The 18,108-nt window shown below is 69.1% G+C and carries 16 protein-coding genes; 9 read left to right on the plus strand and 7 right to left on the minus strand.

What is annotated here, in order from left to right:
* Positions 1 to 18 precede the first annotated feature (18 nt).
* The gene (locus HLH48_RS18675; protein ID WP_182998987.1) at positions 19 to 1,488 is read right to left on the minus strand and encodes a leucyl aminopeptidase; all 1,470 of its coding nucleotides are present in this window, start codon (positions 1,486 to 1,488) and stop codon (positions 19 to 21) included.
* Positions 1,489 to 1,624: 136 nt separating this feature from the next.
* Between HLH48_RS18675 and cysQ the strand changes: the two genes are divergently transcribed.
* The 9 genes from cysQ (at position 1,625) to rsmA (ending at position 12,563) form a co-directional block, all read left to right on the plus strand.
* A complete protein-coding gene (cysQ, locus tag HLH48_RS18680; RefSeq protein ID WP_182998988.1) occupies positions 1,625 to 2,425 on the plus strand; it encodes a 3'(2'),5'-bisphosphate nucleotidase CysQ in 801 nt (266 codons plus the stop codon).
* A 53-nt stretch (positions 2,426 to 2,478) separates the two neighbouring features.
* The gene (locus HLH48_RS18685) at positions 2,479 to 3,450 is read left to right on the plus strand and encodes an L-threonylcarbamoyladenylate synthase (protein WP_182998989.1); all 972 of its coding nucleotides are present in this window, start codon (positions 2,479 to 2,481) and stop codon (positions 3,448 to 3,450) included.
* 10 nt (positions 3,451 to 3,460) lie between these two features.
* Positions 3,461 to 4,003: a hypothetical protein gene (locus HLH48_RS18690; protein ID WP_182998990.1), complete on the plus strand. Its 543-nt coding sequence runs from the start codon at positions 3,461 to 3,463 to the stop codon at positions 4,001 to 4,003.
* Positions 4,004 to 4,099: 96 nt separating this feature from the next.
* A complete protein-coding gene (locus HLH48_RS18695) occupies positions 4,100 to 5,548 on the plus strand; it encodes an FAD-binding oxidoreductase (RefSeq protein ID WP_182998991.1) in 1,449 nt (482 codons plus the stop codon).
* A 153-nt stretch (positions 5,549 to 5,701) separates the two neighbouring features.
* Positions 5,702 to 6,844, plus strand: coding sequence for an LPS export ABC transporter permease LptF (gene lptF, locus HLH48_RS18700; protein WP_246387523.1), 1,143 nt, complete (start codon positions 5,702 to 5,704; stop codon positions 6,842 to 6,844).
* Positions 6,841 to 7,950: an LPS export ABC transporter permease LptG gene (gene lptG / locus HLH48_RS18705; protein ID WP_182998993.1), complete on the plus strand. Its 1,110-nt coding sequence runs from the start codon at positions 6,841 to 6,843 to the stop codon at positions 7,948 to 7,950. Before lptF ends, lptG begins: the two co-directional genes overlap by 4 nt.
* Positions 7,947 to 10,298 (plus strand): LPS-assembly protein LptD, encoded by a 2,352-nt coding sequence (locus HLH48_RS18710; protein WP_182998994.1) that lies wholly within the window; start codon positions 7,947 to 7,949, stop codon positions 10,296 to 10,298. The genes lptG and HLH48_RS18710 overlap by 4 nt, the downstream gene beginning before the upstream one ends.
* Positions 10,299 to 10,323: 25 nt before the next feature.
* Entirely contained in the window at positions 10,324 to 11,685 is a 1,362-nt protein-coding gene (locus HLH48_RS18715; protein ID WP_246387525.1) for a peptidylprolyl isomerase, read from the plus strand.
* The gene (gene rsmA / locus HLH48_RS18720; RefSeq protein WP_264812244.1) at positions 11,682 to 12,563 is read left to right on the plus strand and encodes a 16S rRNA (adenine(1518)-N(6)/adenine(1519)-N(6))-dimethyltransferase RsmA; all 882 of its coding nucleotides are present in this window, start codon (positions 11,682 to 11,684) and stop codon (positions 12,561 to 12,563) included. The genes HLH48_RS18715 and rsmA overlap by 4 nt, the downstream gene beginning before the upstream one ends.
* On the opposite strand, the gene HLH48_RS18725 is transcribed toward rsmA, so the two are convergent.
* From HLH48_RS18725 to rpoD, 6 genes are all read right to left on the minus strand, one after another.
* Positions 12,533 to 13,741: an SAM-dependent methyltransferase gene (locus HLH48_RS18725; protein WP_182999013.1), complete on the minus strand. Its 1,209-nt coding sequence runs from the start codon at positions 13,739 to 13,741 to the stop codon at positions 12,533 to 12,535. The two genes, rsmA and HLH48_RS18725, sit on opposite strands and share 31 nt — an antisense overlap.
* Positions 13,742 to 13,903: 162 nt before the next feature.
* A complete protein-coding gene (gene rplI / locus HLH48_RS18730; RefSeq protein ID WP_182998996.1) occupies positions 13,904 to 14,470 on the minus strand; it encodes a 50S ribosomal protein L9 in 567 nt (188 codons plus the stop codon).
* Between the two features lie 12 nt (positions 14,471 to 14,482).
* Entirely contained in the window at positions 14,483 to 14,758 is a 276-nt protein-coding gene (gene rpsR / locus HLH48_RS18735; RefSeq protein ID WP_114726487.1) for a 30S ribosomal protein S18, read from the minus strand.
* 6 nt (positions 14,759 to 14,764) lie between these two features.
* Positions 14,765 to 15,235: a 30S ribosomal protein S6 gene (rpsF, locus tag HLH48_RS18740; protein ID WP_182964373.1), complete on the minus strand. Its 471-nt coding sequence runs from the start codon at positions 15,233 to 15,235 to the stop codon at positions 14,765 to 14,767.
* A gap of 153 nt (positions 15,236 to 15,388) precedes the next feature.
* Positions 15,389 to 15,964, minus strand: coding sequence for a GNAT family N-acetyltransferase (locus HLH48_RS18745; RefSeq protein ID WP_246387527.1), 576 nt, complete (start codon positions 15,962 to 15,964; stop codon positions 15,389 to 15,391).
* Between the two features lie 13 nt (positions 15,965 to 15,977).
* Positions 15,978 to 17,915 carry an RNA polymerase sigma factor RpoD gene (rpoD, locus tag HLH48_RS18750; protein WP_182998997.1) on the minus strand — a complete coding sequence of 646 codons (1,938 nt, stop codon included), beginning with the start codon at positions 17,913 to 17,915 and terminating at the stop codon, positions 15,978 to 15,980.
* Positions 17,916 to 18,108: the final 193 nt, after the last annotated feature.

Raw genomic sequence — 18,108 nt, forward strand, 5'->3', positions numbered from 1 at the left:
GGCCGGCCGCGACCCCGCTCAGCCCTCGTGATGGTCGCGCACGAAACGGTCCAGCAGGCGCACGCCGAAGCCCGTGGCCCCCTTGGGCGCGCAGGGCGCGGCCTTCCGGGCCCAGGCGGTGCCGGCGATGTCCAGGTGAGCCCACGGCACCTGGTTGACGAACTGTTCCAGGAACTTGGCCGCCGTGATCGCGCCGCCCGGCCGGCCGCCGACATTCTTGAAATCCGCGATGTCCGAGCGCAGCGCCTCGCGATAGGAATCGGCCAGGGGCATGCGCCACAGCAACTCGCCCGTGTCCTCGCCGGCCGCCGCCAGCCGCCCGGCCAGCGTGTCGTCGTTCGAGAACAGGCCGGCATAGTCATGCCCCAGCCCGACGACGATCGCCCCCGTCAGCGTCGCCAGGTCGACCATCAGGCGCGGCGTGAAGCGCTGCTGCACGTACCACAGCACGTCGGCCAGCACGAGCCGCCCCTCGGCATCGGTATTGATCACCTCGACCGTCTGCCCCGAACAGGTCCGCACCACGTCGCCCGGACGCTGGGCATTGCCGGCCAGCATGTTCTCCACCAGCCCGACCGCCCCCACGACATTGACCCGCGCCCCGCGGCCGGCCAGCGCCGCGACCAGCCCCACCACGGCGGCCGCGCCCGCCATGTCGGTCTTCATCTCCTCCATGCCGCCCGCGGGCTTGATCGAAATGCCGCCGGAATCGAAGGTCACGCCCTTGCCGACGAAGGCCAGCGGCGCCGACTCGTCCCCGGCGCCGTTCCAGCGCATCAGCGCGGTGTATGACGGGGCATCGCTGGCCTGCCCGACGCCCAGCAGCGCGCCGAAGCCCAGTTCGGCCATCGCATCGCGATCCAGGATCTCGACCTCCACCCCCAGCTCGCGCAGCGCCTCGATCCGGGTGACGAATTCCGGCGGCCGCAGGACGTTCGCCGGCTCGCTGACCAGGTCGCGGGCCAGATAGACGCCCCGCGCCACGGCGGACAGGTCCGTCCAGGCGGCCTCGGCCCCGGCGGCATCCGGGGTCAGGATTTCCACCCGCGTCAGGCGCCACCGCGCATCTTCGGGCATGCGGGTATGATAGGTGTCGAAGCGGAACGCCGTCAGCACCGCCCCCTGGGCGACATGCGCCGCCAGCCCGGGCGCGATGCCGTCGGCCGCGATCCGCGCCGCGTCCGCCAGCTTGCCCAGCGCCGCGACGGCGGCGCCGGCCGCGTTCTCGACGACCCGGGCGCCGATCTCGGCGGCCTTGCCCAGACCGACCAGCAGAACACGATCGAACCCGCCCCCCGGCGCCAGCAGCATGCAGGTGCGTCCGGCACCGAACGAGAACGAATCCGCCCCCACCGCGCGCTCCAGCGCGCCGCCGGTCGCCCGGTCGGCCGCGACGTAGGAGGCCGGGCGCGGCCCGTCCTCGGGCACCAGGATGGCCAGGACGCCATCGACGGGAAGGGCGGCGTCGGAAAAAACCGTCTGCAACATGGCGCTGGATACTCCGCAACGATCGGTCGGACAGGGGCCGCAGCATGCCGCATGCGGGCGCATCTGTCCAAGCGGCGCCGGAACCGCAAGAAAGGCGCATGACGCGCGGCCGCGAGTGGGCTAATCCGATGGACCCATGAACCCTTCCTCCCCGCACCATCCCGGCGACGACGCGCTGCTGGACCTGGCGACCAGGCTGGCCGACGAGGCCGCCGAACTGATCCGCGCCATCCGCGCGCGCGGGTTCGAAACCGTGACGAAATCCGACTCGTCCCCGGTGACCGAGGCCGATCACGCGGCCGAGGCCCATATCCTGGCCGGCCTGCGCGCCTTCGCGCCGGACATTCCCGTGATCGCCGAGGAAGAGGCCGCCGCCGGCATCCGCATCGCGGGCGGCCATATTTTCTGGCTGGTCGATCCGCTGGACGGCACGCGCGAATTCGCGGCCGGGCGGGACGATTTCACCGTCAATATCGGCCTGGTCCGCGACGGCCGCGCCGTGCTGGGCGCGGTGGCCCTGCCGGCCTATCACCAGCTTTACGCCGGCCATGTCGGCACCGGCGCGCGCCGCATCGACGCCGATGGCGCACACGCCATTCATGCGCGCGCGGTACCGCCCGAGGGGCTGACGGTGCTGGCCTCGCGCCATTATGCCGACGATCCGCGCCTGTCCGCGTTCCTCGGCGGCCGGCGGATCGCCCATATCGGCAATATCGGCTCCGCCGCCAAATTCATCCGCGTGGCCGAGGGCGCGGCCGACCTGTATCCGCGCCTGGGCACCACGATGGAATGGGATACCGCCGCCCCCCAGGTCATCGTCGAGGCCGCCGGCGGCAGCGTCATGGCGATGGACGGCACACCGCTGCGCTACGGCAAGCCCGACTGGCGCAACCCGCATTTCATCTGCGCCGGAAAGCGGGAGCAATCAGGCGCGTGACGCGTTATGATCGACGACATGATCGGTGACGAACGGGACGGGCAGAGGGGGAGATGACGGAACGTCTGGAGGCAAACGACGCGGGCATCGCGCGCGCGGCCGAGCTGCTGCGGGCGGGCGGGCTTGTGGCATTCGGGACCGAGACCGTCTACGGGCTCGGCGCCGACGCGACCAACGATACGGCCGTGGCCGGGATCTTCGCCGCCAAGGAACGCCCGCGCTTCAATCCGCTGATCAGCCATTTCCCCGATGCCGAATCCGCGTTCGCCCAGGCCCTGCCCGACGATCTCGCCCGCCGGCTGGCCGACCGGTTCTGGCCCGGCCCGCTGACGCTGGTCCTGCCGCGCCAGCCCGGCAGCACGATCTCGGACCTGGCGGCCGCCGGCCTGCCCTCGGTGGCGGTCCGCGTGCCGCGCGGCGCGGTCGCCGCCGCCCTGCTGCGCGCCACGGGGCGCCCGGTCGCGGCCCCGTCGGCCAACCTGTCGGGCAGGGTCAGCCCGTCGGACGCGTTTCATGTCCTGCGCGGCCTGGCCGGCCGCATCGACGCGGTGGTGGATTCCGGGCCGTGCCAGGTCGGGGTCGAAAGCACGGTCCTCGACCTGACGGGCACCGCGCCGATGCTGCTGCGCCCCGGCGGCATCACCATCGAGGCCCTGGCGGAGGTCTGCGGCCCGATCTCGCATCCCGACGACTACGCCGACACGCTGCCCGTCTCGCCGGGGCGGATGGAATCGCACTACGCCCCCGCCCTGCCGGTGCGGCTGGACGCGCACGCGGTCGCCGCCGACGAAGCCCTGCTGGCCTTCGGGCCGGAAGTGCCCGGGGCCGGACTGGTCTGGAATCTCAGCCCCTCCGGCGCGCTGGACGAAGCCGCCGCCCGCCTGTTCGCCGGCCTGCGCTTCCTGGACAGCGAGGGCGCGCGGCGCGGCCTGACGCGCATCGCCGCGATGCCGATCCCGCGCGCGGGCCTGGGCCTCGCCATCCGCGACCGCCTGCGCCGCGCCGCCTCTCCCCGCCCCGCGTGACGCCTCCGCCATGAGCGACAAACTCGACCCCAAGGAACTGAAGATCCTGGCGGATATCCTGGCACTGGTCCTGGAGGACCATCCCGGGCAATCAGCGAACGCGCTCGATGCCATCCGCAACCGCGCCCGCCGCAACGGCACGACCGGCGGGGCGCTGAAAAACCTGTTCACCGCCCTCGCCCCCAATCCGCCACCGCGCCCGCCGCCCCGGCCGCGCGCGTCCCGCGCCGCCTCGTCGGCGGCGGCCGAGGACATGCAGGCGGCCCGGGCGCGGATCCTGCAACTGACCGAAAGCGTCAACCGGCTCGATCTCGACCTGCGCAGCGCCCGGGCCCGCAACGAGGAACTGCGCTCGCAGCTCTATCTGACCCAGCAGGCCCGCGCCGAAACCCAGGCCGCCCTCTCCGTCATGCGGGCCCGTCCCGCGCGGGGCCGCCGCTCGACGGTCGCGCTGGCCCTCGCCGTCGGGGCCCTGGCGGGCGCGATCGGCATGGGCATGGTGCGCGCGATGGATGTGCCCGCCCTCCCGCTCAGGACGACCGCGCTGAACTGACCGCGCCGGCGGAAGATTGCCACGCCCGTCCTTCTGCCCCAAGACAGGCCGCGCCGCGGCCCGCGCCGATCCTCCATCGCCACCGGAAACCCCGCCATGACCGTCACCCCGCCCTCCGCCTCGCCGACCGCCGATCTGCTGGCCCGTCTGGCGCGCCTGCTGGGGCCATCGGGCATCCTGACCGCGGAGCCCGACATCGCGCCGTACTGCACCGACTGGCGCTCGCTGTATCACGGCCGGGCAGCGGCCATCCTGCGCCCGGCCGGCACCGCCGAACTGGCCGAGGCCGTCGCGCTGTGCGCCGGCGCGGGGGTCGCGATGGTCCCGCAGGGCGGCAATACCAGCATGGTCGGCGGGGCCACGCCGGACGATAGCGGGCGGGCCATCGTGGTCTGCCTGTCACGGATGAACCGTGTCCGGCGGATCGACCCGCTGGACCATACGATGGAGGTCGAAGCCGGCGTGACGCTGAAGGCGGCGCAGGACGCCGCGCGCGAAGCCGGCCTGATGCTGCCGCTCTCGATCTCGTCGGAGGGCTCGGCCCAGATCGGCGGCGTGCTGGCCACCAACGCGGGCGGCAACAATACCGTGCGCTACGGCAACGCGCGCGAGCTGGTGCTGGGGCTGGAGGTCGTGCTGCCCGACGGCGGCGTCTTCCACGGCCTGCGCCGCCTGCGCAAGGACAATACGGGCTATGCGCTGCGCCAGCTCTTCGTGGGCTCCGAGGGCACGCTCGGCTTCATCACCTCCGCGATCCTGCAATTGCAGCCCCAGCCGCGCGCCGTCGAGGCCGCGCTGTGCGCGGTGGCCGATGCCGGGGCGGCGCTGGCGCTCTTCGCCGCGTTCCGCGACCACGATCCGGCGCTGATCCAGGCGTTCGAATACATGTCGGGCGCGGGCATGGACCTGGTCACGCGGCTGGTGCCCGGCACCAGCCTGCCGCTGGCCGAGCCCGCCCCGGCCTATGTGCTGGTGGAACTGGCGACCCCGCGCCGCGACGCCGGCCTGCGCGCGGCGCTGGAGGACGTGCTGGCCGGCATGTTCGAGACCGGCACGGTCAGCGACGCCGTGATCGCGGAAAGCGAGGGCCAGCGCCTGGCGCTGTGGAAACTGCGCGAGGAACATGCCGAGGCCCAGCGCCGCGCGGGTGCCAGCGTGAAGAACGACGTGTCGGTCCCCGTCTCGCGCGTGCCTGAGCTGATCGCCCGCGCCACCGCCGCCTGCGCCGCCCTCGTCCCCGGCATCCGGCCCGCGCCGTTCGGCCATATCGGCGACGGCAACATCCATTTCAACCTGGTCCAGCCCGAGGGCATGGACCCGGCCGCGTTCCTGGCGCAGGATCACCGGATCATGGACACGGTTGCCGCCATCGTGCGCGACCTGGACGGCTCGTTCTCGGCCGAGCACGGGGTCGGACGCCTGAAGCCCTACATGATGCCCGACTGGCGCGGCGGGGCCGAACTGGCCACCATGCGCCGGATCAAGGACGCGATCGACCCGCTGGGGCTGATGAATCCCGGCACGCTGTTTCCCTCCGCCGGCTAGCGGGCCGCCGCGCGGGAACTGTCGGGACGGATGGCCGTAACGGTCCCACAACAGCCGGGCGCGGGGGCTTTCACCGCCTTCTCCGGGGAGCTACACAAACCTATGCCGTTCGCCCGATCCGCAATCAGACGTCCGCCAAGGGCGCATCTGCCGATGCTCGACCGCTACGTGCTGCGGCAGCTTCTGACGGCCCTGGCGGCGACCACGGGCGGCCTGGCCGCCCTGATCTGGCTGACCCAGTCGCTGCGCTTCGTCTCGCTGGTGGTCGAACGCGGCCTGTCGCTGCGGGTCTTCATCGAACTGACCAGCCTGCTGGTGCCGTCCTTCGTCGCCATCATCCTGCCGATCACCACCTTCGTGGTGGTGCAGTTCGTCTATCAGCGCCTGGCCGGCGACCGCGAGCTGACGGTCATGCGCGCGGCGGGCCTGTCGCCCTTCCGCGTCGCGCGGCCCGCCCTGATCTGCGCCGCGGCGTCTGTGCTGCTGTGCCTGATGCTGAATCTCTGGATCGTCCCGCAGGCCTTCCACGCGTTCAAGCAATATGAATTCCAGATCCGCAACCGCATCGCCGCCTTCATGTTGCAGGACGGCGTCTTCACCCCGCTGTCGGCTACCATGACGGTCTATGTGCGGTCCCGCGATCCCGACGGCACGCTGCACGGCATCATGGTCGAGGACGGCCGCCAGCCCGACAACCCGTCGACCATCCTGGCCGAGCGCGGCACGATGCTGGTCGTCAACGACCAGCCCCGCGTGGTCCTGTTCGACGGCTCGCGGCAGGAAATCGACCGCCGGACGGGGCGGCTGAACGTGCTGACCTTCGCGCGCAACACCATCGACCTGACCACGCCCCCCGGCGACCAGGTCCGCTACCGCGACTCCAGCGAAATGTCGCTGCACGAGCTGCTGCATCCCGACCCCCGCCTGGTCCCGGCCCGCGATCGCGGCAAGTTCGCGGTCGAGGCCTGGCGGCGCCTGACCTCGCCCTTCACCGCCTTCTCGTTCGCGATGATCGGGCTGGTCAGCGTGCTGCGCGGCAGTTTCTCGCGGCACGGCAACATCCTGCGCCCGTTCACCGCGATCATGAGCGTGGTATGCCTGCTGGCGGCCAGCCTGATGGTGCAGAACCTCGCCGGCCGCAATCCCCGCCTGATGCCCCTGATGTGGATCGAGGCGATCGTGCCGGGCGCCCTGTGCGCGATCGTGCTGTTCCTGCCGGAATGGCGCCAGCGGCAGCAGGCGATGGCCGCGTCGCTTCTGGCCCCCGCCGCGCCGGGCCGGGCCCCCCGGCCATGACCGTCTCGGTCACCCTGTCCTTCTATATCGCGCGGCAGTTCATGCTGGCGGTCATGGCGATGATCCTGTCGCTGACCGGCCTGGTCTCGCTGTTCGATTTCATCGACCTGCTGCGGCGGGTCGCGACGCGCCCCAACGTCCCGACCAGCCTGGTCAGCGAGATCGCGTTCCTGCACATCCCCTATTTCATGATCGAGATCCTGCCCTTCGGCGTGCTGCTGGGCGGCATCGTCTGCTTCTGGCGCCTGACGCGCTCGTCCGAACTGATCGTGGCGCGCGCCGCCGGCATTTCGGCCTGGCAGTTCCTGACCGGCCCGCTGGCCTGCGCGCTGCTGATCGGGGCGCTGGCCACCGGGGGACTGTCGCCGCTGTCCTCGGTCATGTACCGGCGGGCCGAGACGCTGGACCATGTCTATCTGCGCAGCGGCGGCCCGCTGAACCTGGCCGACGGCGCGCTGTGGATCCGCCAGGCCGACAACGGGTTGGTACCCCACGGGGTGGCGATCCTGCACGCGCGCGCGGTGCATCTGCAGGACGGCGTGCTGCGGATCAGCGGCGTCAGCCTCTTCCGGCTCGACGACGCCGACCGCATGATCCTCCGCGCGGAGGCGCCGACCGGCCATCTGGGCAACGGAGAATGGGTGCTCGACGAGACCCGCACCATCCGGCCCGACCGGCTGCCCATCCAGGTGGGGCGGTTCACGCTGCCCACCGAACTGACGCTCTCGCGGGTGCAGGAAAGCTTCGCCTCGCCCGACACCCTGTCGGTCTGGGCGCTGCCGGGCTTCATCTCCCTCCTGGAACGCTCGGGCTTCTCCTCCATCCGGCACCGGCTGCATTTCCAGTCGCTGCTGACGCTGCCCATCCTGGCCGGCACCATGGCCCTGGTCGCGGCGGGGTTCTCGATGCGCCCGACCCGGCGCGGCGGCGTCGCGCGCATGGTCTTCGGCGGGGTGGCGGCGGGCTTCGCGCTGTTCACGGTGTCCAAGGTGGCGGCCCAGTTCGGCGAATCCGGGGCCATGCCGCCGATTCTGGCGGCCTGGGCCCCGACCGGGGCGGGTCTCTGCCTTGCAGTTTCTCTCCTGCTTCATCTAGAAGACGGATGATGCCCATCCTCCCGTCCAGCAGCCTGTTTCGCCCCGTCGCGGGCCGGTCCCCGCAGGCGCGCAGGTCGCTGCTGGCCGCCAGCATGCTCGGCGGCACGCTGGTGGGGGCGGCCATCCAGGTCCATCGCGCCCACGCCCAGGTCCACCCGGTCCATGTCGACGCCGGCACGCCGGTCTCGCAGAAGGACCCGGTGACGTTCCAGGCCGACACGGTCTCCTACGACAATGCGCGAGGGATCGTGACCTGGTCGGGCAATGTCCAGATCTGGCAGAACGACCACGTGCTGCGCGCCGACACCGTCACCTACGACCGCAACACCGGCATCGCCGCCGCGCACGGCCACGTCGCGATCGTCGAGGCCGACGGCACCGTGCTGTTCAGCGACTACGCCGAACTCAGCAACGGCATGCGCGACGGCATCATGACCAGGCTGCACGCGCTGATGGCCGACAATGCCAGGCTCGCCGCCAACGGCATGCGCCGCACCGGCGCGCGTGTCAACGACATGGCGCGCGCCGTCTATACCGCCTGCGAGATCTGCGCCAGGCACCCCGCCCGCCCGCCCTTCTGGCAGTTGCGGGCCTATGACGCGATCGACGATACCGAGCACAGGCGCATCGAATTCCGCGATGCCTATCTCGACCTGTTCGGCATCCCGGTCATGTACCTGCCGGCCTTCTCGATGTCCGACCCGTCGGTCCGGCGGCAGAGCGGCTTCCTGACCCCCGGCATCACGCCGCACGACCGGTATCTGGGGGCCTATCTCACCATCCCCTATTACTGGGTGATCGACGGCCAGTCCGACCTGACGGTCCAGGGGCTGGTCTCCACGCGCACCGGCCCGCAGGTCAGCAGCCAGTATCGCAACGTCTTCAACTGGGGCACGCTCAACATCCTGGCCGGCCTCGCCTACGACACCCATCACGCCGAGCAGTATATCAACACGTTCGGCAACACGAGCGGCTCGGGCAACGAGCACGGGGTGCAGGGCTACATCTTCGCCCAGGGCCAGGCCTCGATCTCGCGCGAATGGCGGACGGGGATGAACATCAACCTCACCACCTCCGCCAACTACATGCGCGACTACCGCGTCACCGGCTACGGCCAGGAAACGCTGACATCGAACATCTTCCTCGAAGGATTCGGCACGGGGTCCTATTCGCGGGTCGACGCGCAGGCCTACCAGGGCCTGAACCAGGGCGTCATCCGCAACAGCGACCTGCCCTGGGTCCTGCCGCGCTACACGTTCAGCTATTTCGGCCAGCCCGACGCGCTGGGCGGGCGGCTGGCGCTGGACACCACCGATTTCTACGTCTACCGCCAGAACGGCGTCTCGGACCAGCGCGGGCAACTCTCCGCGAACTGGGACCGGCCGTTCCATAACCGGCTGGGCCAGCTCTGGATGCTGACCCTTCACCTGGAATCGACCCTCCATCGCGCCACCAGCCTGAACGAACAGCCGCTCTACGCCGCCACGGCGACCCGCCGCGCCGTGGTGACCGGCCAGGTCCTGCCGACCGTGGCGCTGAAGATGAACTGGCCGTTCCTGCGTACCTTCCAGCATGGCGGCGGCACCCAGATCCTCGAACCGATCGCGCAGGTCATCGCGGCGCCCAACAGCGGCAACAGCACCACCCGCAACATGCCCAACGAGGACAGCCTGTCCTACGAGTTCACCGACTCGACCCTGTTCTCGCTCAACCGCTATCCGGGGACCGACCGCCTGGACGGCGGCCTGCGCGGCAATATCGGCGTCCACGGCAACTGGACCTGGAACGGGCATGAAGTCGACACGCTGGTCGGCGAGAGCATCCAGGAGCATATCGACCATAACCGCATCCCCTATTCGGGGCTGAACCACCATCTGTCCGACGTGGTGGCCCGGGCGCGCATCGCCCCCAACCGCTATGTCGACTTCACCGGCCGCACCCGGATCGACCCCTACGCCAGGCGCATCGATTTCGGCGACGCGCTGTTTTCCACCGGAGTCACGCATTTCCACGTCACCGGCGGCTATGTCTACGAGCCGGTAACCCCCTATTATTACTACGCCACCAACCTCCATACCGGCAGCCCGACCTCCGCCTATTACGTCCGCACCAACGAACTGACGCTCGGCGCCTCGACGAACTGGAGCGGCTACTCCCTCTCGGGTTTCGTCCGGCGCAGCCTGTCGCGCAAGCAATTCGTCAGCCTGGGCGGCAACGCGGGGTACCAGAACGACTGCTTTGCCTTCAATATCATGTATATTAAGCAATATACGTCGATCGGCGGCCAACAGCGCAATTCGACCATTATGTTTACCCTGACCTTCAAGACCATCGGGGCCTTTGGTATCCATGGCTGACCCGACGCGCGAGAGACCGAACAGAATGCGACGCCGCCTTTCCCCGACCGGATTCCCCTCACCCCTCCTCGGCCGCCTCGCGGCCGCCGGACTGGTCGCATGGGCCGCCTGCGCGATCGCGCCGGCCCACGCCGCGCGCGTGGCGGCCGCCAAACCGGCCGCCGAGGCGGCGGATGATTCGATCCCCCAGGATTCGATCATTGCCGTCATCAACGGCACGGTGCTGACGCAGCGCGACGTGGACAATCGCGGCCGGCTGTTCGCGATGTCCGCCGGCCTGCAACTGACCGACGACCTGATGAGCCGCCTGCGCCCGCAGATCGTGCGCCAGTTGATCGACGAGCGGCTGCGGCAGCAGGAAATGCTCTCGCGCCACATCAACGTGCCGCCCGAGCAGATCGCCGCGTCGATCGCGGATATCGAGCGGCGCAACAACATGCCGCACAACGCCCTGCGCGACCGCCTGGCGGCCGACGGCATTTCCCTGACCACCATGATCGACCAGATCCGGGTGCAGCTCGGCTGGACCCAGGTCCTGCGCGAGGAATTGGGCTCGCACGGCCGCACCACCGCCGCCGAGATAGCCCAGCGCGAGGAAGCGCTGCGCCACGAGGACGGCAAGCCGCAATATCTGCTGAGCGAAATCTTCATCCCGGTCGATGACGCCCGTCATTCCGAGGACGAGCTTAAATTCACCCAGACGATCATCCAGGAACTGCGCAACGGCGCGCCCTTCCCCGTCGTCGCCGCCCAGTTCTCGCAGAGCCAGACGGCGCTGGAAGGCGGCATGATGGGCTGGGTGCAGGAAGACAGCCTGGATCCCGAAGTGGTCGCCGTCGCGCGCGCCATGCCGGAAGGCGCGATCTCCAACCCCATCCGCGTGGCCGGCGGCTATGTCATCGCCACGCTGAACGGCCGCCGCGTCATCGGGCACCAGATGGGCACGATGCTGACGCTGCGCCAGGCCTTCCTGCCCTTCGCCACGCCGCTCAATCCGCAGGCCCCCTCCGAGCAGCAGCGCGACATGCTGCAACAGGCCCAGCAGCTTGCCGCCACCGTGCATTCCTGCCCCGATCTCGAAGCGGCGAACCACCGCTACGGCGACAAGCGCCCCGCCAACCCCGGCGACCTGCAACTGGAGCGCATCAACCCGCAGATGCAGCAGATCCTGGCCAACCTCCCGCCCAACAAGGCCAGCCGCCCGCTGGTCTCGGGCGACGGCATCGCGGTGCTGATGGTCTGCTCGCGGCAGCAGAAGAATTTCGCCCAGCAGACCCCGAGCGAAATCGCCGACCAGCTGATGAACGAGCGGGTGGAACAGACCTCGCGCCAGTTGAACCGCGACCTGCGCCGCCGCGCCGTCATCGACATCCGGTCGAAGGTGTGACCGGCCCGGCCGTCGCGCCGCCCGGCGAGGAGAAACTGGGCGACGTCATCGCCCGCCACGGGCTGGACGCCCGCAAGGCGCTGGGCCAGCATTTCCTCCTGGACCCGGGCATCACCGCGCGGATCGCCGCCCTGGCCGGCGATCTGACCGGCCGCCACGTGGTCGAGGTCGGCCCCGGCCCCGGCGGCCTGACCCGCTCCCTGCTGGCCACCCCGGCCGCGAGCGTGACGGCGGTGGAAATCGACCGCCGGGCCGTCGCCATCATCGCGGAACTGGTCGCCCGCTTCCCCGACCGGCTGCGGCTGGTGGAAGCCGACGCGACCACGCGCGACCTGGCGGAACTCTGTCCCGCGCCACGCCAGGTCGTCGCCAACCTGCCCTATAATGTCGGCACCCCGCTGCTGGTCGGCTGGCTGCGCCAGGCCGCGTCGTGGGAACGCCTGACCCTGATGTTCCAGATGGAGGTCGGCGAGCGGATCTGCGCCGCCCCCGACACCAGCCATTACGGCCGCCTGGCCGTGCTGGCCCAATGGACCTGCCAGGCAGGCCTGGTCATGCGCATCCCGCCGGGCGCCTTCTCGCCGCCGCCCAAGGTCCATTCCGCCGTGGTCAGCCTGATCCCCCACGCGATCCAGCCCGAACCCGCGCTGTTCCGGGCCATGGAGCAGGTCACGGCGGCGGCCTTCGGCCAGCGGCGCAAGATGCTGCGCGGATCGCTCCGCGCGATCGGCGGCGAAACCCTGCTGGGCGAAGCCGACATCGCCGGCGACCGCCGGGCGGAAACCCTGTCGATCGCCGAATTCGACCGGCTGGCGCGCTGTCACGCCGCAAGGGCGGCCGGCCCGGCCTACCCGGCCCGCTCCGCATCGACCATGTAATCCCGCGTCAGCGGCACCGCGTCGATCGAACGCGTCAGTTGCAACTGGAAGTTCATGTGCCCCTGGACGCGGAACGACAGTTCCGCCCCGGCCAGGTAGAATTCGAACATCCGGCAGAACCGCTCGTCGTACAGCGCCGCGACGCGCGCCCGATTGGCGGCGAAACGCGCGCGCCAATGCGCGATGGTCTTCGCGTAATGCAGGCGCAGCACCTCGCAATCCGTCACCCACAGCCCCGCCTTCTCGATCGCGGCCAGCGTCTCGCTCAGCGCCGGCGAATACCCGCCGGGGAAGATGTAGCGGTCGATCCACGGATTGGTCGAACCCGGCCCGTCGTTCCGGCCGATGGAATGCAGCAGCATCACCCCGTCGGGCGCCAGGATCGCCCGCGCCTTGTCGAAGAACTGCCGATAATGGCCGATCCCGACATGCTCGAACATCCCCACCGACACGATGCGGTCGAAGTGCCGCGTCACGTCCCGGTAATCCACCAGTTCGAAGCGCACCCGCTCCGCCAGCCCCTCTTCCGCCGCGCGGCGGCGCGAAACGGCAAGCTGCTCTTCCGACAGGGTGATGCCGGTCACCCGCGCGCCATGCTCCCGCGCCAGCGTCAGCGCCATGCCGCCCCAGCCGCTGCCGATATCCAGCACCTCCAGGTCCGGGCGGTCCAGGCGCAGCTTGGCGGCGATATGCCGCTTCTTGGCGACCTGCGCCTCCTCCAGCGTCTCGTCCCCGCGCGGAAAATAGGCGCAGGAATATTGCCGGTCGCGATCGAGGAACAGGTCGTACAGCGCACCGTTCAGATCGTAATGATGCGCCACGTTCCGCCGCGACCGCGACGCGGGGTTGAACTGGGTCCAGGTCCGCTTGCCATAGCGGATCACCGCCGCCACGGCCTCGCCGACATGACCCGCCCGCATGCTGTTGGCCATCAGCAGGTCCAGCAATTCGTACAGCGTGCAGCCCACCGGCTCGACCAGCCCGTCCATATAGGCCTCGCCAAAGGCCAGGCCCGGATTGACGATCAGCCGCCGCTCCACCGACGGCGCGAGAATGCGCATCGCCGCGACCCGCCCCGGCCTGCCGACATAGGTACGCCGCGACCCGTCCGAAAAGACGACATCGAGCCGTCCCTCGGTGATGAAGCTGCGAAAGATCCTGTCGATCACCGGCGTCATCATTCAGCTCCCTCTCTCCGCATGGCAGCATGAAGTCTGCGCGGCCATCCGTAAAGAACGCGCGAAGGGGCTTTCGATGGTTTTTCAACGACAAAAGGCCCGGAAGCGCGAACGCTCCCGGGCCTTTCCCAGCTTCGGCGCCGCGGCGCCGCGGCAGTCGGATCAGATCTCGGCCGGAGCCTCTTCCGTTTCCTCGACCAGCGCTTCCTCGACGAAGCCGGCCGGCTCTTCCTCGACGCCGATGGCCTCGCCGCGCGCCTGGCGCTCGGCTTCCTCTTCCGAACGCGCGACATTGACCGTGACCGGAATCGAGACTTCCGGATGCAGGGCGACGCGCACGGTATACAGGCCAAGCTGCTTGATCGGGTGCTCCAGGACGACCTGGGTGCGCGCGATCGTCAGCCCGGCGGCCGTCGTGGCCTCGGCCACGTCACGGGTCGTCACCGACCCATACAGGCTGCCGCTGTCGCCGGCCTGACGGATCAGGACGACCGACAGGCCATGCATGCGCTCGGACAGGCGCTCGGCCTCCTCGCGACGCTTCAGGTTCAGCGCTTCCAGTTGCACGCGCTCGCGCTCGAAGCGCTCGCGGTTCATGCCGTTGGCGCGGATCGCCTTGCCCTGGGGCAGAAGGAAGTTACGGGCATAGCCCGGCTTCACCTTCACGATCTCGCCCATCTGCCCCAGATTCTCGACGCGCTGGAGCAGGATCAGTTCTACTGCGGACATGATCTGCCTCCCTCAACCGACGATATAGGGCAGCAGGGCCAGGAAGCGGGCCCGCTTGATCGCCTGGGCCAGCTCGCGCTGCTTCTTCGCCGAAACGGCGGTGATGCGGCTCGGCACGATCTTGCCGCGCTCGGACAGGAAGCGGCTGAGCAGACGCACGTCCTTGTAGTCGATCTTCGGCGCGTTGGGGCCGGAGAACGGGCAGGATTTGCGACGGCGATAGAAGGGCCGACGCGCCCCAACGGCCGTGCGACGGGCGGCGGGATTGATTTCGGTGGTGTCGGACATGGCTGCTTACTCCGCTTCGCCGTCGGTGTCGCGCGGCTCGTCATTGCGGGCGCGGAATTCCTCGCGGTCGTCATAGCTGCGACGCGGGCCGCCGCGGCCGCTCTCGAACCGGCCGGCCGGCTTCGGGCCACGGAAACCACGCTCGCGCTCGTCGCCCTTGCGGGACAGGATCACGGACGGCGCCTCGTCGATTTCTTCGACGCGCAGGGTCAGGACGCGCATCACGTCCTCGTTCAGGCTCAACTGGCGCTCGATCTCCTTGATCGTCTCCGGCTTCGCATCCAGGCCCAGGAGCATGTAGTGCCCCTTGCGGTTCTTCTTGATGCGATAGGCCAGGCTGCGCAGGCCCCAGTATTCGCGCTTCTTGACGGCACCGCCGTCAGTCTCCAGCAGGGTGGCGATTCCGTCGGCGACGGCTTCGACCTGCTGCTGCGACACATCATTCCGTGCGATGAACACGGTCTCGTATAACGGCATGGGAACTCCCTTCGGATAAGGTCAACCCGGCCGCCTCGGACACGGTCCGCACGGCGCCCCTCCCGGGGGGCATGGGTATAGCCGGGGCGATGCCGCGCACCGGCAGGGAAGGAGGGGTGTGAAGCACAAACCCCTCCCGATCACAAGGAAAAACTATACCAGCAACGCGGCCGGCACCCGCATCCCCAGCCGGTCGGGAATGTCCCAGACCTCCCGCACGGTGCGAACGACGCGGAATCCGGCCTGCCGATAGGTCTCCATCGCCCTGGGATGATCGGCCGAGCAGGTATTCACCCGCACGCTCTGCGGCCGCCAGCCCCAGGCCTCGTCCAGGGCGGCGCGCAGGAAGGCCCGGCCGATCCCATGCCCGATCTGTCCCGGCATCAGGCCGAAATAGGCCAGGTTGACCTCGCCGGGCACCTGCCGGTCCAGTTCGAAGAAGCCACAGGCCTCCTCGCCCCGCCACAGGACATGCAGCTGCACGCGCGGATCGCGCAGCAGCGCGGTCAGTTCGCCCTCGGGCATGACCCGCCGCATCCACCAGCAATAATCCTGCCCCACGCCGTCATAGAGAACCCGGTAGAAGGCGGCATCCGGCGCGGGGTGCCGCGCGATCCGGTACCCCTCCGGCAGCACCGCCGCCGGCCCCGCCGGCGGCGCGTCCATGCACAGGAACGTCACGTCGACCACGATCCGGGTCGTCGGTCCGGACCCGATCATCGCATTCATCGCGCGGGCTCTCTCAATTATCGTCGAGGAACGACCGCAGCTTGCGGCTGCGGCTCGGGTGCTTGAGCTTGCGTAGCGCCTTGGCCTCGATCTGGCGGATACGCTCGCGCGTCACGTTGAACTGCTGCCCGACTTCCTCCAGCGTATGGTCGGTGTTCATGCCGATGCCGAAGCGCATGCGCAGCACGCGCTCCTCGCGCGGCGTCAGCGAGGACAGCACCCGCGTCGTGGCCTCCCGCAGATTGGTCTGGATCGCGGCGTCCAGCGGAATCACCGCCGTCTTGTCCTCGATGAAATCGCCCAGATGGCTGTCTTCCTCGTCGCCGATCGGCGTTTCCAGCGAGATCGGCTCCTTGGCGATCTTCAGGACCTTGCGCACCTTCTCCAGCGGCATGCCCAGCTTCTCGGCCAGTTCCTCGGGCGCCGGCTCGCGCCCGATCTCGTGCAGCATCTGGCGCGAGGTCCGGACCAGCTTGTTGATGGTCTCGATCATGTGGACCGGAATGCGGATGGTCCGCGCCTGGTCGGCGATCGACCGGGTGATCGCCTGCCGGATCCACCACGTCGCATAGGTCGAGAATTTGTAGCCGCGACGATATTCGAACTTATCCACAGCCTTCATCAGGCCGATATTGCCCTCCTGGATCAGGTCCAGGAACTGCAACCCGCGATTGGTGTATTTCTTCGCGATCGAGATCACCAGGCGCAAATTCGCCTCGATCATCTCCTTCTTCGCCCGGGCCGAATCCCGCTCGCCGCGCGACACGGTGGCATAGACGCGGCGGAACTCGCCGACCGGCAGCCCCGTCTCCTGCGACAGGGCGGCCACCTGGCTGCGCAGGTCCAGCGTCGTGGCGGCATGCTTGGCGACGAAATTCTTCCAGCCCTTGCCCGGCAGGGCGGCCACCATGTCCATCCAGCCCGGATCCAGTTCGCTGCCGCGATATTTGATCAGGAAATCCTCGCGCGAGATCTTGGTGCTCTCGGCCAGGCGCAGCATCCGCCCTTCCAGCCCGTTCAGCCGCTGGAAGATCTCCTTCATATGCAGCACCAGATACTCGATCCGACTGTTATGCAGATGCACCTGCTGCACCTTGCCGACCAGTTCCTCGCGCAGCTTCTCGTACGATTTCTCGGACTTGTCCGACATCTCGGCGCCCGAGGTCAGCGTCTCCAGCCGCTTGGACTGCAATTTCTGGAGGCGGGAATAAAGCTCCTCGATCTCCTCGAACTGCGCCAGGATCTCGGGCTTCAGCTTCTCTTCCAGCGCCGACAGCGACAGGCCGGCGCTGTCGCCTTCCTCGCCGTCCTCGCTCTCGGCGGGCGCCTCGAAGGCGCCGTCCTCCTGCGGCGGCTCCGCCCCCTCCTCCTCGGCCCCTCCGGCCTGCATCGCCTCCAGGTCGACGATGTCGCGCAGCAGCATCTCGCCGGCCTTCAGCCGCTCGTGCCACGAGATGATGGCGCTGAAGGTCAGCGGGCTTTCGCACAGCCCGCCGATCATTTCGTCGCGGCCGGCCTCGATCCGCTTGGCGATGGCGATCTCGCCCTCGCGCGACAGCAGTTCGACCGAGCCCATCTCGCGCAGATACATCCGCACCGGGTCGTCGGTCCGGCCCAGGCTCTCGCTGTCGACGTTGCCGCTGGCCGATTCCTCCTCGGCCTCGGCTTCCTCGGCCTTCTCCTCGCGGTTCGCCTCGCTGTCGTCGTTATCCTCGTTCTCGACGACCTGGATGCCCATCTCCGAAAGCACCGCCATCACGTCCTCGATCTGTTCCGAGGACATCTGGTCCTGCGGCAGAACGGCGTTCAGTTCGTCGAAGGTGATATACCCCCGCTCCTTCCCGCGGGCGATCAGCCTTTTGACAGCTCCGGATTGCGTATCCAGCAGAGTGGTGTCGTTATCCTGGTCGCCAGAAGTCGCTTCCGAACCCGCGGCTGTCTTTGTAGCCATCGCCTGCCCTATCCCTAAGCGCTAACCCGCCGCCACGCATTCCCCGCGCCACGGCATCGCCGGCCCTGTCTCCCACCCGGTCCCACCATGACGGGTGGGATACAAACCTCCGGATACGAAACGGCCATTCTATCGCATCTGACAAATTACAAGTGGTGTGCAGGTGGTCGATTCACCGGTCAAAGTCAAGGCC

The sequence above is a fragment of the Gluconacetobacter sacchari genome (assembly GCF_014174255.1).
In the GTDB taxonomy this organism is placed as follows: domain Bacteria; phylum Pseudomonadota; class Alphaproteobacteria; order Acetobacterales; family Acetobacteraceae; genus Gluconacetobacter; species Gluconacetobacter sacchari.